17 protein-coding genes are annotated in these 19,123 nt (G+C 61.7%); 11 read left to right on the forward strand and 6 right to left on the reverse strand.

The genetic code is table 11. From position 1 onward, the window contains the following. Positions 1 to 566 precede the first annotated feature (566 nt). From B5526_RS26180 to B5526_RS26215, 7 genes are all read left to right on the forward strand, one after another. Positions 567 to 1,724, forward strand: coding sequence for a peptidase M15 (locus tag B5526_RS26180; protein WP_154071467.1), 1,158 nt, complete (start codon positions 567 to 569; stop codon positions 1,722 to 1,724). 358 nt (positions 1,725 to 2,082) lie between these two features. Continuing rightward, entirely contained in the window at positions 2,083 to 3,276 is a 1,194-nt protein-coding gene (locus B5526_RS26185) for an aspartate kinase (protein WP_079542720.1), read from the forward strand. Positions 3,277 to 3,704: 428 nt separating this feature from the next. Beyond that, positions 3,705 to 4,694: a LysR family transcriptional regulator gene (locus tag B5526_RS26190; protein WP_079542721.1), complete on the forward strand. Its 990-nt coding sequence runs from the start codon at positions 3,705 to 3,707 to the stop codon at positions 4,692 to 4,694. 627 nt (positions 4,695 to 5,321) lie between these two features. After that, on the forward strand, positions 5,322 to 6,962 hold the full coding sequence (locus B5526_RS26200) for a Na+/H+ antiporter (protein ID WP_079542723.1): 1,641 nt from the start codon (positions 5,322 to 5,324) through the stop codon (positions 6,960 to 6,962). Between the two features lie 221 nt (positions 6,963 to 7,183). Continuing rightward, a complete protein-coding gene (locus B5526_RS26205) occupies positions 7,184 to 7,891 on the forward strand; it encodes a glutathione binding-like protein (protein ID WP_079542724.1) in 708 nt (235 codons plus the stop codon). A gap of 232 nt (positions 7,892 to 8,123) precedes the next feature. Beyond that, positions 8,124 to 8,819: a glutathione S-transferase family protein gene (locus tag B5526_RS26210; protein ID WP_079542725.1), complete on the forward strand. Its 696-nt coding sequence runs from the start codon at positions 8,124 to 8,126 to the stop codon at positions 8,817 to 8,819. 183 nt (positions 8,820 to 9,002) lie between these two features. Continuing rightward, positions 9,003 to 9,473, forward strand: a complete 471-nt coding sequence (locus B5526_RS26215) for an EF-hand domain-containing protein (protein WP_154071468.1) — start codon at positions 9,003 to 9,005, stop codon at positions 9,471 to 9,473. Positions 9,474 to 9,676: 203 nt separating this feature from the next. Here the strand turns inward: B5526_RS26215 and B5526_RS39135 are convergent, their stop codons facing one another. Continuing rightward, positions 9,677 to 9,880: a hypothetical protein gene (locus B5526_RS39135; RefSeq protein ID WP_079542727.1), complete on the reverse strand. Its 204-nt coding sequence runs from the start codon at positions 9,878 to 9,880 to the stop codon at positions 9,677 to 9,679. Positions 9,881 to 9,996: 116 nt separating this feature from the next. On the opposite strand from B5526_RS39135, the gene B5526_RS26225 reads away from it, so the two are divergent. The 3 genes from B5526_RS26225 to B5526_RS26235 all read left to right on the forward strand — a co-directional run bounded on the left by B5526_RS26225 (position 9,997) and on the right by B5526_RS26235 (position 13,234). Then, positions 9,997 to 11,589: a DUF1800 domain-containing protein gene (locus B5526_RS26225; protein WP_079542728.1), complete on the forward strand. Its 1,593-nt coding sequence runs from the start codon at positions 9,997 to 9,999 to the stop codon at positions 11,587 to 11,589. Further along, complete coding sequence (locus B5526_RS26230; protein ID WP_079542729.1) at positions 11,586 to 12,815, forward strand: DUF1501 domain-containing protein; 1,230 nt, start codon at positions 11,586 to 11,588, stop codon at positions 12,813 to 12,815. Before B5526_RS26225 ends, B5526_RS26230 begins: the two co-directional genes overlap by 4 nt. Before the next feature lie 77 nt (positions 12,816 to 12,892). Then, positions 12,893 to 13,234 carry an endonuclease domain-containing protein gene (locus B5526_RS26235; protein ID WP_433994598.1) on the forward strand — a complete coding sequence of 114 codons (342 nt, stop codon included), beginning with the start codon at positions 12,893 to 12,895 and terminating at the stop codon, positions 13,232 to 13,234. A gap of 1,025 nt (positions 13,235 to 14,259) precedes the next feature. Here B5526_RS26235 and B5526_RS26240 read toward each other — a convergent pair. The 3 genes from B5526_RS26240 to B5526_RS26250 form a co-directional block, all read right to left on the reverse strand. Beyond that, a protein-coding gene (locus B5526_RS26240; protein WP_244562063.1) for an IS3 family transposase occupies positions 14,260 to 15,437 on the reverse strand; the annotation gives its coding sequence in 2 pieces (ribosomal slippage) (positions 14,260 to 15,140 and positions 15,140 to 15,437; 1,179 coding nt in all). A 191-nt stretch (positions 15,438 to 15,628) separates the two neighbouring features. Further along, entirely contained in the window at positions 15,629 to 16,570 is a 942-nt protein-coding gene (locus B5526_RS26245) for an aldo/keto reductase (protein ID WP_079545386.1), read from the reverse strand. Positions 16,571 to 16,694: 124 nt separating this feature from the next. Beyond that, entirely contained in the window at positions 16,695 to 17,246 is a 552-nt protein-coding gene (locus tag B5526_RS26250; protein ID WP_079542730.1) for a carboxymuconolactone decarboxylase family protein, read from the reverse strand. A 131-nt stretch (positions 17,247 to 17,377) separates the two neighbouring features. On the opposite strand from B5526_RS26250, the gene B5526_RS37960 reads away from it, so the two are divergent. Continuing rightward, complete coding sequence (locus B5526_RS37960; RefSeq protein ID WP_154071470.1) at positions 17,378 to 17,551, forward strand: hypothetical protein; 174 nt, start codon at positions 17,378 to 17,380, stop codon at positions 17,549 to 17,551. A 154-nt stretch (positions 17,552 to 17,705) separates the two neighbouring features. Here B5526_RS37960 and B5526_RS26255 read toward each other — a convergent pair whose 3' ends face one another. Beyond that, the gene (locus B5526_RS26255) at positions 17,706 to 18,185 is read right to left on the reverse strand and encodes a GNAT family N-acetyltransferase (RefSeq protein WP_079545389.1); all 480 of its coding nucleotides are present in this window, start codon (positions 18,183 to 18,185) and stop codon (positions 17,706 to 17,708) included. A 107-nt stretch (positions 18,186 to 18,292) separates the two neighbouring features. Continuing rightward, positions 18,293 to 19,108: a PAS-domain containing protein gene (locus B5526_RS26260; RefSeq protein WP_079542731.1), complete on the reverse strand. Its 816-nt coding sequence runs from the start codon at positions 19,106 to 19,108 to the stop codon at positions 18,293 to 18,295. Positions 19,109 to 19,123: the final 15 nt, after the last annotated feature.

The raw sequence follows: 19,123 nt of genomic DNA on the forward strand, positions 1-19,123 counted from the left end.
TCAGTACCTCATGCAGTGAAGTTGCATGCGAGGTCCAACCAAAAACGCAGCGTTACCGACCGTAGCCTCTCCTTCAAATCTGGTCGAAGTGGGTCGAAAATTGGACCGTATTCACAATTGCGAGGCCAATTTCCTGGAAGAAGTCAATCAGGTAATAGCCGTCGCGCGGATCGGCGGGAGCGATCAATGTGCGGTGTGAGTTGCCGTTGCGACGGGCGTTTTGATCTGGGGCAATGGGTTCGGTTCGCTCAGAAGATGCTATAAATCGCCAACGACAGACCGCTCAAGGGGCCGGCATCCGGCCACTCAAGCGCGTCTGTTGGTCCGATCGCCCCGAACCGGCCGCATGCGTCGCATGGGTCCGAAACTCCCCCTACACGCTTACGTCGGAGAATGCACAACAATTGCCTGCCGGCGGTGCGTTGCATACAGGCAACACTCTTTGGAAAAATTGATGACCTGCAGTTTGCGCCATTGCGCGGTCATATCTTGATCCGAAAAATCAGCCCGTCGCGTGCTTGGCTGTGCAGCATGGCTCAAGTGGAGCCTTTGGAGGCGACGGGATCATGAACCCGCGGCGATTTGCGACAGTGGCGCCAGCGTTGTGCGGGACGGTCGTTCTCGCGGGGTGGATCGTCGCCTGGCTTGCTGGCTTCGGTTCGGCCGGCATCAAGAACATCGGCGCAGTGCCAATCGAGGACCGCGCAGCATCTCTCACCGCCAACGCCGAACTCGCGGATCCACCGCAGGCAACCGCAATGGGCAACGCCGCTATTGCCAACGCGGATGTGGCGACGGCCGCCGAATCGGTGACGGGGATGGCTACCGGCAAGATGGCGGCCTCCGATGAGCCGGAATCGATGGTCGAGGCCGCGTTGCCCGATCCGTCGCAGATGCTGCCGCCCGAATCACCGCCCGTGCAAGTGGCGACAGCGAGCCAGTCCGATCCGGTATCAAACGAGGTCAAGGATGCTGTGAGCTCCATCGAAATTCTCGACGAATGCCTGGTAGCGGAGATCTGCATCGACCGATATCTGTGGGCGATCTACCAACGGACGCCCAAGGAGGACACCATCAAGGTGCATGAGCGGAGGAAAGTGACGGTCAAGAAGAGGGGCAAAACGGTGACTGTCACCAAAAGCTTTACCAAGCTCGTCGATGAGGACTTCACGTGGAAGGATCCGAAGGCGGCGGAAAAAGCCGGCATGCCGATGATGGACTACGTGATCGGAGGCATGGATCGGAGCTTCAAGCTGAAGCTCTTTTATACGCTTCACGCGGCGGAGCAGGCGGGGCTGTCGCCTGGCATAACCAGCGCGTTCCGCGATGACTACCGTCAATCGATCGCAAGCGGCCTGAAGGCGGCGACTGACAGGTCATACCACGGCGGGAGCTTCCGCGGCGGTTATGGCCACGGGCTCGCGGCCGATGTCGTGAGCGTCAAAGGCGCGACAGAGGCGCAGCGATGGATTTCCACTGAAAGCTTATGGAAATGGATCGATGCACACGGGAAGGAGTTTGGAATCGGGCGACCGTATCTCGACAAAGATCCGGCGCATCTGGCACCGATCGACGGCAAAGAGTATGCCGCTCACCACAGCGGGACAAAAGCTCAGCACGCGGAGTCGAATATGAAGAAGCGCAACCGGCTAGCGGTGCGGGACGATTACAGCGTGGCAAAACGCACAAGAAACGCAAGATCGTCGAAGATGAGAACGATCTAAGCCGGTTCAAGCACGCATTCCAGCACGACGCGGGCAAGGCTACAAAGTTGAAATGGCTACCGATCTCACAAACCACTGCTCCTGGTCGTGCCGGGAGCGCTGCCCGCTATACAAATCAAGGAGCGATTTCTGACCGCCCGACTATGGCTGCGCTCAAACGGAGTCAGATCGAGTCCAAACAACTGGCAGGATCTCTGTTCCCAGCACCTTTGGGACATACCAACGGGCTCTTAGAAGGTCTGTTTATCGGGTTAACACCGGAAGTGATTGGTGCGCGGCCAAAAGGCTTGCAGCCGCGCGTGTCGCAGGTCGTTCGCGCTAGCATGTAGGCCGCTCTCAAGTTATTTCCGTAAGTAGAATGCGCATCAATCCCATCATCGTGCAGAAATACGGCGGCGCCTGTCTTGAAACACCGGCAAAAATCCGCGCGGTCGCGAGCAGTCTAGCGGATTTGCATAGCCGTGGTCATCGCGTCGTGGCGATAGTTTCAGCGATGGGTAAGACCACCGACGAACTTGTTAAGATAGCCTATCAAGTGAGCCCGCATCCCAATCGTCGTGAACTCGATATGTTGTTAACCACCGGTGAGCGCATCAGCATGTCCTTAATGAGCATGGCGTTGTCTGATCTCGGCGTGCCGGCGATTAGTTTTACCGGCAGTCAAGCCGGAGTGATGACCGACGACTCCCATTCCTCCGCGCGCATTTTAGATGTGCGGCCCATTCGCGTACGTGAAGAACTCGATCGCGGACGCATTGTGGTTCTAGCTGGCTTTCAGGGCGTCAATCCGGTGACCAAAGAAATCACCACGCTGGGCCGGGGCGGCAGCGACACCACTGCGGTCGCCATGGCCGCGGTGCTAAAAGCCGAGTGCTGTGAAATTATCAAAGAGGTCGACGGAGTTTGTTCGGCGGATCCGCGCATCGTGGCGAATTCAAAACCCTTGCGTCAGCTGGATTTTGTATCGCTATCCGAAATGTGTTTTTGGGGCGCCAAGGTCTTGCATTATCGCAGCGTGGAGCTGGCACAAAGCCAAAATGTGCCTTTGGTCATAAAAAAATGGGGCAGCGCTGAACACAGCACGCAAGTGATGAAGGAGGTTGTGGGAATGGAAAGCGGAAGAGTTTTGGCCGTCAACTCGATGGCTCGCATTGAGCATGTGGAGATCGATTCGGCGGATCTCAATCAAGGTTTTGAGAAATTCGCGCAGCATCTCAAACAAAATGGCTTATCTTGGCCGCAACTCCTCGCCTCGGCTTTCACCGCCGGAAAAACGCGCATTATGATGACTTGCGATTCGGAATCGCTCGACACTTTGCTGCGCACGCTGGAAAGCAGCAAAGACTTGCGCAAACAGCGTGAGACTTTAAGTTCGGTGAGCCTCACTTGCTTCGGCGGCGTTTCTTCAGACTTGCCATTTAAGGCGATTCAGATTCTGCAACGTCACGGGATTATCGCCGACAAATATGTTTTGTCCCCGCATTCGGTAAATTTATTTGTTCCTGTCGACAGCCGCGAGGCCGCGGTCAAGGCTTTGCATTCGCTGATCTAGCGGCGTCATCGTGGCCGACCACTTTTCCGACCTTGCGCGATGTCCGACTTGAGTCCGGAGTGCGCTCCAAAACAGACGTTCGCCAACACCTCTGAATTTGTGGGTTCACGCCCTAGCTGGCGTCGTCCCCCAAACCCGACATGCGGCGGATATGATATGATCTTCCGAGTCCGAGATACGGATCGGACGCAATTCGGTATGGCGGCCGATTGGATCAGACGCAGCAAAACGTACCCAGGCATCCATCATGCCGCGGCGTCGGCCCCGATTTCCGCAGCCGGAAATGATTGTTGCGAAACGCCCAAACAAATGTTGGAGTGCCGGTCGAGGTCGACCGAGGACCTCGCCGGAATGCCGAAGGGCGCAGGAAGGGGCTGATCGGGCGAGTGCTCGACGTTTCGTCGAATGGGCGATACGGAGGCGCCAAAATGGACTATCTGGGCGCGCTGCGTATGTTCGTGCGAGCGGTAGAGGCCGGCAGCTTTTCGAAAGCCGCAATTGCCACGAATACCAAGACATCGACCGTGTCGCGCGCGATCGCCAGCCTTGAAGAGGATCTTGGTGTCAGCCTGTTTCATCGCACCACGCGCCGCGCGCATCTCACCGAGCCGGGCGCGACATTCTACGAGCACGCACGCGACGTTCTGCGGGGCCTGGAAGAAGCGCGGGATGCGGCCTCGGCAATGGAGGGGCGGCCACAAGGATTGATCCGCCTGCATGTCCCGAGCGCCTTCGCCCGCCTGCACATCATGCCGTTCGTGCCGGACTTCCTGGCCGCCTATCCCGATATTCGTCTCGATGTCTCATTGACCGATGTGCGAGTTGATCTCTTGTCCGTCGGCGCCGACCTGGCGATCCGTATCGGTCCGCTCATCGATTCCAGCTTGCTCGCCCGCAAGCTGGCGCCGCACCGGCGCATTGCCTGCGCGAGCCCAGCCTATCTGGACCGAACCTCGCCAATCTCCGAGCCGATCGACCTGCTGCAGCACAATTGTCTGGTCTATACGCTGCAGCCGACCGATCGTTGGTTCTTTCGTCACCAGGCCAAGGCAGGGGATGCTTTCGAGGAAGTACCCGTCACCGGCACGTTGCGCGCCGACGACTCCGAGCCGCTGCGCGATGCGGCGGTTGCCGGTGTGGGGGTCGCGCTCCTGCCGACATGGCTGGTCGGCGAGGATATCAAGGCGGGTCGCCTGCGGTACCTGCTTCCCGAGTGGTCCTCTATGATCGCCACGAAGCCGGGTGGCATCTTCGGGGTTTTTCCTCCGCATCGCATGGTGCCACCAAAGGTGCGGGCCTTTCTGGATTTTGCCCAGAAACGGTTTGGCAAGCCGCCCTACTGGGATCCTGATTGGACAGAGGACCGGCATAAGACCTCGCACGACGTCACCGAACAAGACGGCTCAGAGAGCGTCTGACGATCGCGGCGCGTTGCGCGCCCCGCAACAATCTCTCCCAGCATGGGGCATAGAGCGCGGCCGATTGCTAACCTACATCAGCCTTACGCCTGACGGCGATGTATCTGCTTTAGGTCTTATGGAGAAACGAAATGTCGAAACTTGGTATTGTAGGGGCGACGGCCCTGTCACTGGCGTTAGCAGTTGCAACCCCGGCCTTCGCCCTGGGGGTCCGCGGTGGCGGTGCGATGCACGTCGGCAGCGGCGGGTTCCGCGGTGCTCAAGCAACCGTCGGCTCCGTGGTATCGAGCGACGCTGATGCTTCCTATTGCGCCCACCGTTGGATGTACCACGACGCGGCGTCCGGGACGTATATGGGCGACGACGGTGAGTGGCGTCCTTGCCCATAAAAGCAAAAAAGAGCGGCTCAAGCCGCTCTTTTTTATGTTCGACACTTTCCATGCTCGACAATCGGCCGGACTAGATTGAGAGCTACAAGATTCACATCCTTCGGGCGGCTTTTCTTTTGGCTGCCGTAAACGCTGGGCCGGGAACTGATCGACGGGTGGAATGAACCGAACGACATTGTTATGGTGCGACCGATCGAGCCGCCAAACTTCTGTCCACATCGATCGTCGCGAGTAGACCGTGGAGACGATTGCTGTTGCCTTGTTTCTCCTGCTGGCCGTCGTGGTCAGCGGCGCGCTCGCGCGCATGTCTCCGGTGGCTTTGCCGCTGCCGCTCGTTCAGATAGCGCTCGGCGCATGCATTGCTTCGGTCGCCAATCTCGGCGTCGAACTGAAGCCGGATATTTTCTTCCTTCTGTTCCTACCGCCGTTGCTCTTCCTGGATGGCTGGCGCATTCCGAAGGAGGGGTTGTTCCGCGACAAAGGGACAATCCTGGAGCTGGCGCTCGGCCTCGTCGTGTTCACGGTCGTTGGCGTCGGGTATTTCATCAACTGGATGATCCCGGCGATGCCGCTGGCCGTCGCCTTCGCGCTTGCCGCGATCGTCTCGCCCACCGATCCTACCGCAGTCTCCGCGATCGCTACCCGTGTGCCGATCCCCAGGCGATTGATGCACGTTCTTGAGGGCGAGTCGCTGCTCAATGATGCCTCGGGCCTCGTGTGCATGCGCTTCGCCGTTGCTGCAGCCCTAACGGGGACGTTCTCGCTGCTCGACGCCGTCGGAACTTTCCTCTGGCTTGCGATCGGCGGCATCGCCATTGGTGTAGGCGTCACCTGGATTGCGTCCGTCGCGAAGAACTGGGTATCGCAGCATTTCGGCGAGGAGACCGGCTCGCAGATCCTGATCAGCCTGCTGATCCCGTTCGGTGCCTACCTTTTGGCCGAACATCTGCGTTGCTCCGGCATTCTCGCCGCCGTCGCGGCTGGCATCACCATGAGCTACGTCGAACAGAGCGGCCAGGCGCTTCCCGTGACCCGGGTTCGGCGCAGCGCGGTTTGGGACCTTGTTCAGTTCACCGCCAGCGGCATCATCTTCGTATTGCTTGGAGAACAGCTTCCGCAGCTCGTCACCGGTGCAGCGCGGGTGGTGGGTGAGGCCGGACACCACGATCCGATCTGGCTCGTTGTGTATGTGGTTGCCATCAATCTCGCCCTTGCGGTGTTGAGATTCATATGGGTCTGGACGTCATTGCGCTTCACGTTGTTTCGGGCTGCGCGGAAGGGTCAAAACCCATATGTACCAAGTTGGAGTCTCATCGCGGCGGCATCGCTCGCCGGCGTTCGAGGGACCATTACGCTCGCCGGCGTGCTGACGCTGCCCCTGACCATGAACGATGGGTCCGCGTTTCCGGCGCGCGACCTTGCGATCTTTCTCGCTGCTGGCGTGATCATTGTGTCGCTGGTCGCGGCAAGTTTCAGCCTGCCGTTTCTCCTCAAGGGGCTCGAATTGCCACCCGAGCCGTCGCAACAGGAAGAGGAGGACCGGGCACGCATCGCCGCGGCGGAAGCGGCGATTCAGGCGATCGGGCAGGCGCAGCATCACATGGGGGAAGGCCGCAGCGACGCCGATCTTTATACCGATGCCGGGGTACGTATCATGGAGCTCTATCGCCAGCGGATCGATGGTCGCTCTACGACCGGCAAAGAGGCGTCACTGGCGCGCAAGATCGATGAGATCGAGCGGAGGCTGCGTGTGACCGGGCTTCGGGCCGAACGGACCGAAATCTACCGTATCGCCCGCGCCCGCCGGCTCTCCGACGAGACCGCCCGCAAGTTGGTCAGAGAGCTTGATCTGCTGGAGTCGCGGTTTGCAACGCGGTGACGCGCGCAATTTGTAGGTTCACGTCCTGGTCTCAGCACAGTTCCTAAGCACAGGGCACGGGAACGCAGGTCAATTCGCCGGGATACGAAACGCCCGCCATTGACTTCACCCGCCCAATGCGGTGAACTTCATGCAATCGCATCCAATTTGCGCATCCAATTTGGATGGCAGGTCAAGTACCCAAAAATCTCTACTACCCAAAAAGAGACAGGAACGCCGCCATGATCGACCTTTACTACTGGACCACGCCGAACGGCCACAAGATCACGATGTTTCTCGAAGAGGCCGGGCTCAAATACAAGATTTTCCCGATCAACATCGGCAAGGGCGATCAGTTCAAGCCGGAGTTCTTGGCGATCGCGCCCAACAATCGGATCCCCGCGATGGTCGACCACGAGCCGAAGGGCGGTGCTAAGCCCATCTCGATCTTCGAATCCGGCGCGATGCTTTTGTACCTTGCAGAAAAGACCGGAAAATTCCTGCCCGCCGACCTCTATGGCCGCTACGACGCCATTCAATGGACGTTCTGGCAGATGGGCGGGCTCGGGCCGATGGCCGGGCAAAATCATCACTTCCGCAATTATGCGGTCGAAAAGCTGCCCTACGCCATCGACCGCTATGTGAACGAGACCAACCGGCTCTATGGCGTGCTCAACAAGCGGCTCTCCGATCGCGAATTCGTCGCCGGCGACTATTCGATCGCGGATATGGCCGCCTATCCCTGGGTCGTGCCCTACAAGAACCAGGGCCAGGACATCGACCAATTCCCGCACGTCAAGCGCTGGCTCGAGACCATCGGCGCGAGACCTGCCACGATGCGCGCCTACGCCAAGGCCAAGGAGGTCAATCCGAATTTCGGCCAGCCCGCGATCCGCACCGAGGAAGAGCGCAAGCTGCTGTTCGGGCAGACGGCGGCAGTGGTGAAGTGAGCTAAAGAAACCATTCTTCGTCATGGCCGGGCTTGTCCCGGCCATCCACGCCTGATGTCGCGGTTGCCAAAGAAAGACGTGGATGCCCGGGACAAGCCCGGGCATGACGGCGAAATCCGGGACACGCTCCCTCCCCGTCATTGCGAGCGAAGCGAAGCAATCCACCGGGCCGCAAGGAAGAATGGATTGCTTCGCTTCGCTCGCAATGACGGCTGAATAGAGGGGTTCCACAATGACACTCAAACTGTTCGAACTGGTCGGCACCGACGAGCAGCGTCCGTTCAGCCCGTTTTGCTGGCGGACGCGGATGGCGCTGGCGCATAAGGGTCTGTCGGCGCAATCGATCCCCTGGTGCTTTACGGAAAAGCAGGCGATCGCGCCGCATCAATCCGAAAAGGTGCCGGTGCTGCTCGACGGTGAAACCTCGGTCGCCGATTCCTGGGCGATCGCGAACTATCTCGAGGACACCTATCCGGACCGGCCGTCGCTGTTCGGCGGCGAGGGCGGCCGCGCCATCTGCCGAATGATGAATTGGTGGGGCGATATCGCCGTGGTCGGCGGCATGTTCCCGCTGATCGTCGCCGATATCCCCTCGCATCTGAAGCCGGTGGATGCGGCCTATTTCCGCAAGACCCGCGAAGCGCGCTTGGGCAAGCCGCTGGAACAAGCCGCGGCCGAACGCGATAAATCGGTCGAAAGTTTTCGCAAAGGCCTCGAGCCGATGCGGCTGACGCTGAAAACCCAAGACTATCTCGGCGGTGATGCGCCGAACTACGCCGACTACATCGTGTTCGGCGGTTTTCAGTGGGCGCGCGTGGTCAGCCCGTTCAAATTGCTGGCTGAAGCCGATCCGGTCTATGCGTGGCGCGAGCGGTTGCTCGACACCTTCGACGGCATGGCGCGCAAATCGCCGGGTTTTCCGGTGTAGCGCCGGCTCGGCTCAAAAAGATAAATAAAAAATATACTCGCGCGTGCGAGCGCTGCCGGAATTTTGCGGAGCTTCTCCAAGCACCGTATAACCTTCAACGGATGGAGGAGTGTGTCGGATTGTTTCAGCCCATGCCTCCGTGATTGCCGGCGTTGCTGGCCGCAGAGACAGGAGAAGGTTTTGTTGCAGGGAAGATTGATTTGCCGAATCGGCATCACGGTGGGGCTGTTGTTGACGGGCGCCTCTTTCGCGCTGGCCCAGTCCACGCCCCAGCCGGCACAGGACGCCATGCTCGCCAATGGCCCGCCGAGCTGGGACGCCAATCACGATGGCGTCTACACCTGCGACGAATGGAAGAAGTTCATGGACCGGTTATTCACGTCGGCGGATCGCAACCATGACGGAAGCCTCAGCCCGTCCGAATTCGCAACGGTGCAGAAATCCGACCCGACACTGGCCGAGGCGGACTTCGGCTATTTCGACGAAAACCAGGATGGCAAGATCACGCGCAAGGAGTTTGTCGACAAGCCGAGCGCGTTCATCCTCCGCTTCGACAGGAACGGCGACTGCCGCGTCACCGGGGATGAGATCAGGGCCGGCACCACCAAGAAGCAGGAAGGCCCGGTCGAGCGGCCGCGGGACAGGTTTCATTGAAGTCGCCGGTGCGCTCTGCGATGGCAGCCTAAGCTGTTCGCGGGACCGGTGGAGTAGCGTAAAAAACCTCCACGTCATTGCGAGGCGCAACGCGACGAAGCAATCCATGGAGCCGCAAAGCAAGCGTGGATTGCTTCGTCGCGGAGCCTGTCATCGGGCGCGCGTTCGCGCGACCCGTTGGCTGCTCGCAATGACGAAAGGTGTTAGCGTACAGGTTCGCCTGAGGCGGCCGCCGCCAGCTTCCGCAGGCAATCCCGGCACAGGCAATCGCCGCCATCCACCAGCATCGGCAATCGTGCGGTTTCCTCCGCGCACCAGCATGGTCCCGCCAGACTGCAGGTGAATTCCGCGCCGCATCCGGAACACGCAAGCCGCCGCGAGGCCGGTATTTCTAACCGATTTGTCATGTTCTTAACCGACTCGGGCGCGCGGTTTTAATGTGGGGTTCATCACTGACGGCGGTATATTGCGCGACGCAAATATACGCCCCTGACAATCCAGGGAAAGTACAAAGGGACATCCGATGGCCCGCGATTCGCAAGCCGCTGTGGTCGCGCTCAATCGCTTCGGATTTGGCGGGCGCGGCGGCGCCTCGGGCGATCTCGTCAATGCGGCGTCCGATCCGCGCGGTTTTGTCAAAGCCGAATTGAACCGCCCCAACGGCGCGCTATTGGAAGTGCGCGGCTTGCAATCGACCCCGGCATTGGCCGACGCGGTGTTCGCTTATCAGTTGGAGGTGCAACAGGCGCGCGCAGCGGCAGCGCAATCCGGCGCGCCGGCATCGGAGGCCACGCCGGCCCAAGGCGCAGCGCAAGCCAAGCCGCAGACGCGCAATCTTTCGCTCAACGCCATCGCGATGGACATTGCCGGAAAAGACGCCGCGACGAAGGCGCCGGAAAACGCCAACGCGGCGATGCAATCCAACGACGCGATGCAGCCGGGCGCCATGCAGCCCAACGCGGTGCAGCCCAACGCTGCAAAGCCGCCGCCGCAGCCGCCGCTCAACATCATCCAGAAAACCTATCGCGCCGAGGCCCTGGCGCGGCTGCAGCGCGCGGTGCTCGCCGATTGCGGCTTCCTCGAGCGATTGGTGGCGTTCTGGTCCAACCATTTTTGCATCTCGGCCAACAAGGGCGAATTGGCGCGGATGTGGGCCGGCTCGTTCGAGCGCGAGGCGATCCGCCCCTTTGTGCTAGGACGCTTCGCAGACATGCTCAAGGCGGTCGAGCAGCATCCAGCGATGCTGTTCTTTCTCGACAATCAGCAATCGCTCGGCCCTGACTCCCGCGCCGGGCAAAACCGCAAGCGCGGCCTGAACGAAAACCTCGCGCGCGAAATCATGGAGCTGCATACGCTCGGCGTCGGCGGCGGCTACAGCCAGGAAGACGTGACCTCGCTGGCGCGCATCATCACGGGGTGGACCTTTGCCGGACGGCAGGGTCAGCTCGGGACGCCCGGCACTTTCGTGTTCAACGCCAACGCGCACGAGCCGGGCCCGCAGCGTCTGCTCGGCAAGGTCTATGAGGCCAACGGCGTCGCGCAGGGCGAAGCGGCATTGGCGGACATTGCCCGTCATCCTTCCGCCGCGAAATTCATCGCCACCAAATTCGCGCGGCACTTTGTGGCCGACGATCCGCCGCCCGCTCTGGTGGCGCGGCTGCAGGATGTGTTCCAGAAATCCGACGGCGACCTCAAGGCGCTGACCATGACGCTGGTGGATTCCAACGAGGCCTGGCAGGCGCCGCTGACAAAACTGCGCAGCCCCTACGAATTCCTGGTGGCGAGCGGCCGGCTCTTGGCGCGCGTTCCCGAAGACCCCGGCCCCTATCTCGGCAGCCTCAATCTGTTGGGGCAGCCGCTGTGGTCGCCGGCCGGACCGAACGGCTTTCCCGACACCAACGCCGCCTGGGCCGCGCCCGAGGGCATGAAGCTGCGGCTCGATATCTCGGCACAGATCGCCGCGCGCGTCGCGGCCAATATCGATCCCCGCGATCTCCTGGAATTCGCCGCCGCCGATGCCGCGTCGGCGGAAACAAGGCGCACCATCGAACGCGCCGAATCGCGGCAGCAGGCGCTGGCGCTGTTGTTGATGTCGCCGGAATTCCAGAGGAGATGACGATGGATTGCTGCGAAGGATTGAGATATCCGGCAACATCGCGGCGCGCGCTGTTGCTCGGCGGCGCCTCGTTCGCCGCCTGGGCTTACTTGCCGAAATTCGCGCGCGCTGCCGACGGCCGCGATCCCAGGCTGATCGTCGTGATCCTGCGCGGCGCGCTCGATGGGCTTGCGACCGTGGCGCCGATCGGCGACCCCGATTATGCCGCACTCCACGGTTCGATCGCGCTGATGTCGGACGGTCCGCATGCGGCCGTGATGCTGGATTCCTTCTTCGCGCTGCATCCGGCGATGCCGGAATTTTCGCGGATGTATAAAGAGAAGCATGCGGCCGTGATTCATGCGGTGTCGACGCCCTATCGCGACCGCTCGCATTTCGACGGACAGGACGTGCTGGAAAGCGGTTTTGCCGGTCCCGGCCGGGTGCAATCCGGCTGGCTCAACCGCGCGCTGGAAGCGATGCCTAGGGGCGAGCGGGTGATGAGCGGGCTTGCCGTCGGCCCGACCACGCCGCTGGTGCTGCGCGGGGCGGCGCCGACCGTCGGCTGGGCGCCGGTCGCCTTGCCGCAGGCTGACGACGACACCGCGATGCGCCTGGTCGAACTCTATCAGCATCGCGATCCCGCGCTGGCGTCTGCCTTGTCGCAAGGCCTGCAACTGGAAAAGGCCGCGCTCGGCGATGACATGAAGCCGAAGCCGGGCGCCAATCCCGGGGTCCAGATGCGGCTGGTGGCGCGTGGCGCCGCCAAATTGATGGCGGCCGACGACGGTCCGCGGATCGCCGCGCTCGCCTTCGACGGCTGGGATACCCATGCCAATGAAGGCGGCCCGGTGGGAAGGCTGGCGCAATTGCTGTCGGGCCTCGACGGCGCGCTCGCCGAATTCGAAAACGGACTGGGCCCGCGCTGGCGCGACACCGTCGTCGTGGTCGCGACCGAGTTCGGACGTACCGCGCGCATCAACGGCACCGAGGGCACCGATCACGGCACCGGCACCATCGCGCTGCTCGCCGGCGGCGCGGTGCAGGGCGGCCGGGTGATCACCGACTGGCCTGGGCTAAAACCCGCCAATCTCTACGAGGCCCGCGATCTCGCGCCGACCACCGATCTCCGCGCCGTCATCAAAGGCGTGCTGCGCGACCATCTCGGCCTTGGCGAGAGCGTGCTGGCACAGAGCGTGTTCCCGGACAGCGCGGCGGTGAGGGGGATGAAGGGGCTGGTGGGGTGAGTGTTTTAAACCTCTCCCCGCTCTTTGCGGGGAGAGGTCGGATTGCGAAGCAATCCGGGTGAGGGGCAAGGCAGTGCGTGGGCCAGATCGGAAGACCATTCGAATCGCGAGAAAGTTGCGCGTCAATCAGACGGACGCGGAAACAGTTTCTTTGGAATCGTATTCGTAACCGCCAGATCAGTGAGAGTAAGTTTGTCCGGCAACAGCCGATCGGCGGTTACATCTGTGATTTCGTCTGCCGCGAGAGGCTTCTCATCATCGAGGTTGACGGCGGACAGCACAGCGACTCCGCTGCCGATGTAATTCGCGATCGCCGCCTGGCTGAGGACGGCTACAGAGTGCTTCGATTCTGGAACAACGATGTTCTTGGTAATCTCGAAGGCGTTCTTGCCACAATCCAAAACGAACTCCTGGGATAGAGCCCCTCACCCCAACCCTCTCCCCGCGAAGAGCGGGGCGAGGGAGCAGTCGGCATGGCGAACTCTCTCTTAACCTCTCCCCGCTCTTTTGCGGGGAGAGGTCGAAATTCGCGCGCAGCGGGAATTTCGGGTGAGGGGCATGGCGCGGTGCCTTCGCGAATCCAGCGTTCGCGGATGGAAGCCCCTCACCCCAACCCTCTCCCCGCGAAGAGCGGGGCGAGGGAGCAGTCGGCATGGCGAACTCTCTCTTAACCTCGCCCCGCTCTTTTGCGGGGAGAGGTCGAAATTCGCGCGCAGCGGGAATTTCGGGTGAGGGGCATGGCGCGGTGCCTTCGCGAATCCAGCGTTCGCGGATGGAAGCCCCTCACCCCAACCCTCTCCCCGCGAAGAGCGGGGCGAGGGAGCAGTCGGCATGGCGAACTCTCTCTTAACCTCGCCCCGCTCTTTTGCGGGGAGAGGTCGAAATTCGCGCGCAGCGGGAATTTCGGGTGAGGGGCATGGCGCGGTGCCTTCGCGAATTCAGTATTCGCGGATGGAAGCCCCTCACCCCAACCCTCTCCCCGCGAAGAGCGGGGAGAGGGAGCAGTCGGCGTGGCGAACTCTCTCTCTTAACCTCGCCCCGCTCTTTTGCGGGGAGAGGTCGAAATTCGCGCGCAGCGGGAATTTCGGGTGAGGGGCATGGCGCGGTGCCTTCGCGAATTCAGTATTCGCGGATGGAAGCCCCTCACCCCAACCCTCTCCCCGCGAAGAGCGGGGAGAGGGAGCAGTCGGCGTGGCGAACTCTCTCTTAACCTCGCCCCGCTCTTTTGCGGGGAGAGGTCGAAATTCGCGCGCAGCGGGAATTTCGGGTGAGGGGCATGGCGCGGTGCCTTCGCGAATTCAGTATTCGCGGATGGAAGTCCCTCACCCCAACCCTCTCCCCGCGAAGAGCGGGGAGAGGGAGCAGTCGGCGTGGCGAACTCTCTCTTAACCTCGCCCCGCTCTTTTGCGGGGAGAGTGATCTTCCCCCGAAAAAATGGACAGGGTTAAGCTGCTTTTAGCTCCATCTCGATCGGGCTGATGTAGCCGATGGCCGAGTGACGCCGAGTTCGATTGTAGAAGCCTTCAATGTAGGCAAAGATATCGCGTTTGGCTTCTGCTCGTGTTGCATATTGCCGGTGATGAACGAGCTCGGTTTTGAGCGTGTGGAAGAAGCTCTCCATCGGGGCATTGTCGTAGCAGTCGCCCTTGCGGCTCATCGAGGCCCGGAAGCCGGCGGACTGCATCACCTTGCGGTAGTCCGCCGAGGCATATTGAACGCCCCGATCGGAATGGTGGATCAGGCCGGCGCCAGGCCGCTGCGCCGAGATGGCCATCTTCAATGCTACCAACGGCAGGTCGGCGCGCAAATGATTCTCCATCGCCCAGCCCACGATCCTGCGGCTGTAGAGGTCCAAGATGGTGGCCAGATAGAGCCAGCCCTGATCGGTCTCGACATAGGTGATGTCGGCGAGCCAGATCCGGTTCGGCGCGGCGGCGGTGAAGTTGCGGTCGAGCAGGTTCGGGGCGATCGGGAGGTCGTGGCGGCTGTCGGTGGTCCGCACCCGGCTTCGCCGCGCCATGATGGCCCTGATACCGTGATGGCGCATCAATCGCTCAATGCGACCGCGGCTCGCCCCGCGGCCCTGCGCCTTCAGCTCGACATGGATGCGCGGGCTGCCATAGCGTCCGCAGGTATCGCGATGGACCCGCCTGATGTCGTCAATGAGGTGACGATTGGCGGCGGATCGCCGGCTCTCCGGGCGGGAGCGCCAGGCATAATAGCCGGCCGGCGAGACCCCGAGCACGTCGCACAGGATCGTCACCGGGTAATCGGCGCGGCGATCTTCGATGAAGCGGAATCTCATGTCCGCGTTCCAGCAAAGATCGCGATCGACTTTTTTAAAATGTCGCGCTCCATGCGCAGCCGCTCGTTCTCTCGCTGCAAACGAGCGATCTCTGCCGCGTGGTCCGCCGACGGCAGCGTCGCCTGCGTTGTGGGGCGCCGCGCCGCCGCCGTCGGCTCCCGCCCAGCCCCACGTAGTTCCACCCAGCGCCGCAGCACCGAATCGCGCAGCCCAAGTTCCCTGGCCACCGATCCGATCGATCGGCCGCTCGAAGCCACCAGATCGACCGCTTGCCGCTTGTAGTCGTCCGTAAACGACCGACGTTGACGTCCTTCCATCCGACACCTCCTGGCTCCTTGAGCCTACTACAGGTGTCCATCAATTCGGAGGAGGTTCAGAGGTCGAAATTCGCGCGCAGCGGGAATTTCGGGTGAGGGGCATGGCGCGGTGCCTTCGCGAATTCAGTATTCGCGGATGGAAGCCCCTCACCCCAACCCTCTCCCCGCGAAGAGCGGGGCGAGGGAGAAGATCACCCCTTCGTGATCTTGTCGATCTCCGCGAGTTCCTCCGTGGTAAGCTTCCAGTCGATCGCTTTCACATTCTGCTCGACCTGCTCCACCCGCGTCGCGCCGGCGATCACGCTTGAGACTTGCGGGCGCGAGGCGAGCCACGAGAAGGCCAGCTCCAGCATGCTGTGGCCGCGGGCTTGGGCGAACGCCTGCAGCTTCTCGACGATCTCTTCGTTGCGCGGTGTGACATAGCGTTCGCGCAGCGCAGGGGCCTTGGCGAAGCGGGTGTCCTCCGGCGCCGCGGCGCCGCGCTTGTATTTGCCGGTCAGAAGACCACTGGCGAGCGGGAAGAACGGCAAAAGTCCAAGCCTGTATTCCTGCGCCGCGGGCAGCAGATCCTTTTCGATGTCGCGCACCACCAGGCTATATTCGTCCTGGCACGAGACAAAACGATTGACGTTCAACTGGCGCGCGGTGAGCTCGGCCTCGGCGATGCGCCAGGCCGGAAAATTCGAATTGCCGATATAGCGCACCTTGCCCTGCCGGACGAGATCGTCCAGCGCGCGCAACGTTTCCTCAATCGGCGTCAAGGGATCGCAATCGTGCTGCTGGTAGAGATCGATATAATCGGTCTTCAGCCGCCGCAGGCTCGCTTCGATCGCGGACATGATATAGCGGCGCGAGGCACCCTGCTTGGTGCCGTCGGTCGCCATCGGCTTGGAGTATTTTGTCGCCAGCACGATGTCCTTGCGGCGGTCGCCGAGCACCTCGCCCAGCACCGTCTCGGAGCCGCCCATGCCTGCATAGATGTCGGCGGTATCGAACAGCGTGATGCCGAGATCGATTGCGCGGTGAATCACCTTGCGCGAGGTTTCGAGATCGGTGCGCTGGCCGAAATTGTTGCAGCCGAGGCCGACGGCGGAAACGCGCAGGCCGGAGCCGCCGAGATTGCGAATTTGCATGAATTGATCCTGTGGGTGAAACGCGGGACGAGGTCGCATTGTGACGCGCGGATAACGAAGCCGCAAGGCGCCATCGACCCGCATGCATCAACACGGCTTGAGGCCGAAAGCTTTTGAAACTCATTTAAGCCGCGGGGAACGGCCGCTTGACCCTCGGATCGACCGGCACCCGCAGGCCAACCGCTACATACGCATTGGTCCGGTAATGCCCGGCCAACAGCAGCAACTGGAGGATGGCTTCTTCGGAAAAAGCCTCTCGTACCTCCGGCCACAGCGCGTCGCTGATCGATGCGGTGTCATGAAGTTCGTCCGCGAGATGAATCAGCACGCGGTCCCCGGCTTCCCAACAGATGTCATCGGCGTTGCCGTGGACGGAGGCGCGCATTTGCGCTTCGGTGATGCCGGCGTCATCGGCGAAGTAGTGCGCGCGCAGGCACCATTCGAACGCGTTGCGGCAACGCCCGGTCACGCGCAACAGGAAGACTTCGCGCTGACGGATGGTGAGGTGAGTGGGCTCCAGATAGGCGACAGAACCGAGCCGGTAGGCGCGAAGCAACCGCGGGTCGCGTGCAAGCACTTTGAAATGCTCGAACGGCGGCTGCCACGAGGCCGGCAATTGATCGAACTGCGCCTGCACGTCGGCGGAATACGGCGGCGCGATGGGAGCAATTCGCATGGCGATTTCCTTAGAGCATGATCCGGAAAAGTGGGTACCGGTTTTCCGAAAAGATCATGCTCAAACAAAAAGATAGAGCGGGATGACGATTCGAAGAAAAGTCATCACGCTCTAGGTCACAGGAAACGCTAATGCCGCCCGAAGAATTACTCCAGTGCATGCGCTGGATAGATTATATTCACCCCGTCGATGCCGAATGCGTCGGCGCTGACGCGTCGCGCAGCGGTTATCTGCAACGCGCAGCTATCTTCAGCCCGATGCGCCCAGCACAAAAAAATGCGGCCCCGGTCAGACGCGGCGACTGACGGGGACCGCTTGGGCGCGTGATCTGTGACGGGGGGCCTGATCAGACGCGAGCAAAACCTAGCCGGGCTTTGTTACGTGCCAATGACAGGTGGACTTATCCACAGGCTGCGCCGCGCGGTGGAAACCGGTATTCGCGGCAGGCAAAGGCACCCGTCACAACTGCTTGCGATAGATGATAAATCCGGAGTGCTCCGCTACCGCATCGTAAAGCCGCCTCGCGGTTTGGTTTGTCTGGTGCGTTTGCCAGTATACCCGCGACGCGCCCGCAAGCTTTGCCTTTTCATACACCGCGGTGATCAGGGCTCGGCCGACGCCTTGGCCGCGCGCGGCCTCGCTGGTGAACAAATCCTGCAAATAACAGACCGGCTCGATCGCCGTGGTGCTGCGGTGGAAAAGATAGTGCGTCAGGCCCAGCAATTGTCCATCGCAATCAGCGACAAGACCATGGACCGGTTCATAGGCATCGAAGAAGCGCGCCCAGGTCATGCCTGTGATTTCCGGCGCCAGCGCGGTCGCACCCGACCGCCCGTAAAACGCATTGTAGCCGTCCCACAGCGGAAGCCATTGCTCGTAATCCTGCCGCGTCAACGGGCGGACGGTGAGCTCGCCGGACACTTTCGATTCCGTACTCATGAAGGAAGCACCCATGGGCGGCTCGGTCAGTGCCGCCGCCGTGCTGTCATTAAACAAAGCGAAGGCAGGGATCAATCGCGTTTGCGGATTTGCGGCGATGCCGCATCTCACTCCGCGGCGCGCAAGTGCCGGGAAAGATCGCGATCGCCGCCGCCGCGCAGCGCGCGGTAGAACTCGGCGCTGGCGGGGTCGTCGCTGTGGCGGACCAGATCGGTGACCGGGATGTAGCTCAGCATCCGGCCGCCGTCGGGCAACGCGGTGCAACTGAAGCGCAGCACCTGTCCGTCCCGCAGATTGATGTTGATCGGCGTCTGGTCGCCTTCCCGCATCATCTGCGTGCGCCGCGCGATGAAGGAGTTCAATTCCTCCTCCGGCAGTTCATAGGCGCCGGTATCGCGGCTGTGATACATCAGCGCGATGAAGGGCGGCTTGCTGTCGGCCTTCTCGTCCGGCAGCGCGAAGTAGTCGCGAAAGGCGCGGTTGATGAATTCGGCGCGGGTGTCGGAATCGAGCAGCACGATGCCGATGTCGACCCGGTCGAGCGCCGCCGACAGCCGCATCGCGGTGGCGTGGTGCCGGCGCTCCCAGGCGAACGCATCCACCCATCTTTGCCGCAACAGCCCGGTGATGACGGCAGTGCCGGCCGCGGTCATCGCCAGCATCGACAGCCGCACCAGATCCGCGGTGTTGAAACCAGGCACAGCGCGGTGGTCGAAAAAGAACACCGCGGAGGAGCCGACCGCAATCGCGGCGCTGATCATGCCCGAGGTGAGCCCCGAGAGCGCGGCCGCGAAAGCGACGATGCAAATGAACAGCGGCGCCGGATTGGGAACGAAAATAAAATGACGGTCGACCAGGATGGCGATCAGCGCCGTCGCTGCCGTCAGGGCCGGACCTGAGATTGCGCGCCAGTCGAGCTGCATGCCGGTTCTCGTTTT

It is taken from the genome of Bradyrhizobium lablabi (assembly GCF_900141755.1).
Taxonomy (GTDB): Bacteria; Pseudomonadota; Alphaproteobacteria; order Rhizobiales; family Xanthobacteraceae; genus Bradyrhizobium; species Bradyrhizobium lablabi_A.

Bases quoted from the DNA above. Each gene is read 5' to 3' on its own strand.
- B5526_RS26225 (WP_079542728.1), top strand. From the start codon at position 9,997: ATGGCCCGCGATTCGCAAGCCGCTGTGGTCGCGCTCAATCGCTTCGGA.
- B5526_RS26260 (WP_079542731.1), bottom strand. From the start codon at position 19,108: ATGCAGCTCGACTGGCGCGCAATCTCAGGTCCGGCCCTGACGGCAGCG.
- B5526_RS26205 (WP_079542724.1), top strand. From the start codon at position 7,184: ATGATCGACCTTTACTACTGGACCACGCCGAACGGCCACAAGATCACG.
- B5526_RS26255 (WP_079545389.1), bottom strand. From the start codon at position 18,185: ATGAGTACGGAATCGAAAGTGTCCGGCGAGCTCACCGTCCGCCCGTTG.
- B5526_RS39135 (WP_079542727.1), bottom strand. From the start codon at position 9,880: ATGACAAATCGGTTAGAAATACCGGCCTCGCGGCGGCTTGCGTGTTCC.
- B5526_RS26185 (WP_079542720.1), top strand. From the start codon at position 2,083: ATGCGCATCAATCCCATCATCGTGCAGAAATACGGCGGCGCCTGTCTT.
- B5526_RS26250 (WP_079542730.1), bottom strand. From the start codon at position 17,246: ATGCGAATTGCTCCCATCGCGCCGCCGTATTCCGCCGACGTGCAGGCG.
- B5526_RS37960 (WP_154071470.1), top strand. From the start codon at position 17,378: ATGCCGCCCGAAGAATTACTCCAGTGCATGCGCTGGATAGATTATATT.
- B5526_RS26210 (WP_079542725.1), top strand. From the start codon at position 8,124: ATGACACTCAAACTGTTCGAACTGGTCGGCACCGACGAGCAGCGTCCG.
- B5526_RS26180 (WP_154071467.1), top strand. From the start codon at position 567: ATGAACCCGCGGCGATTTGCGACAGTGGCGCCAGCGTTGTGCGGGACG.
- B5526_RS26190 (WP_079542721.1), top strand. From the start codon at position 3,705: ATGGACTATCTGGGCGCGCTGCGTATGTTCGTGCGAGCGGTAGAGGCC.
- B5526_RS26245 (WP_079545386.1), bottom strand. From the start codon at position 16,570: ATGCAAATTCGCAATCTCGGCGGCTCCGGCCTGCGCGTTTCCGCCGTC.
- B5526_RS26230 (WP_079542729.1), top strand. From the start codon at position 11,586: ATGACGATGGATTGCTGCGAAGGATTGAGATATCCGGCAACATCGCGG.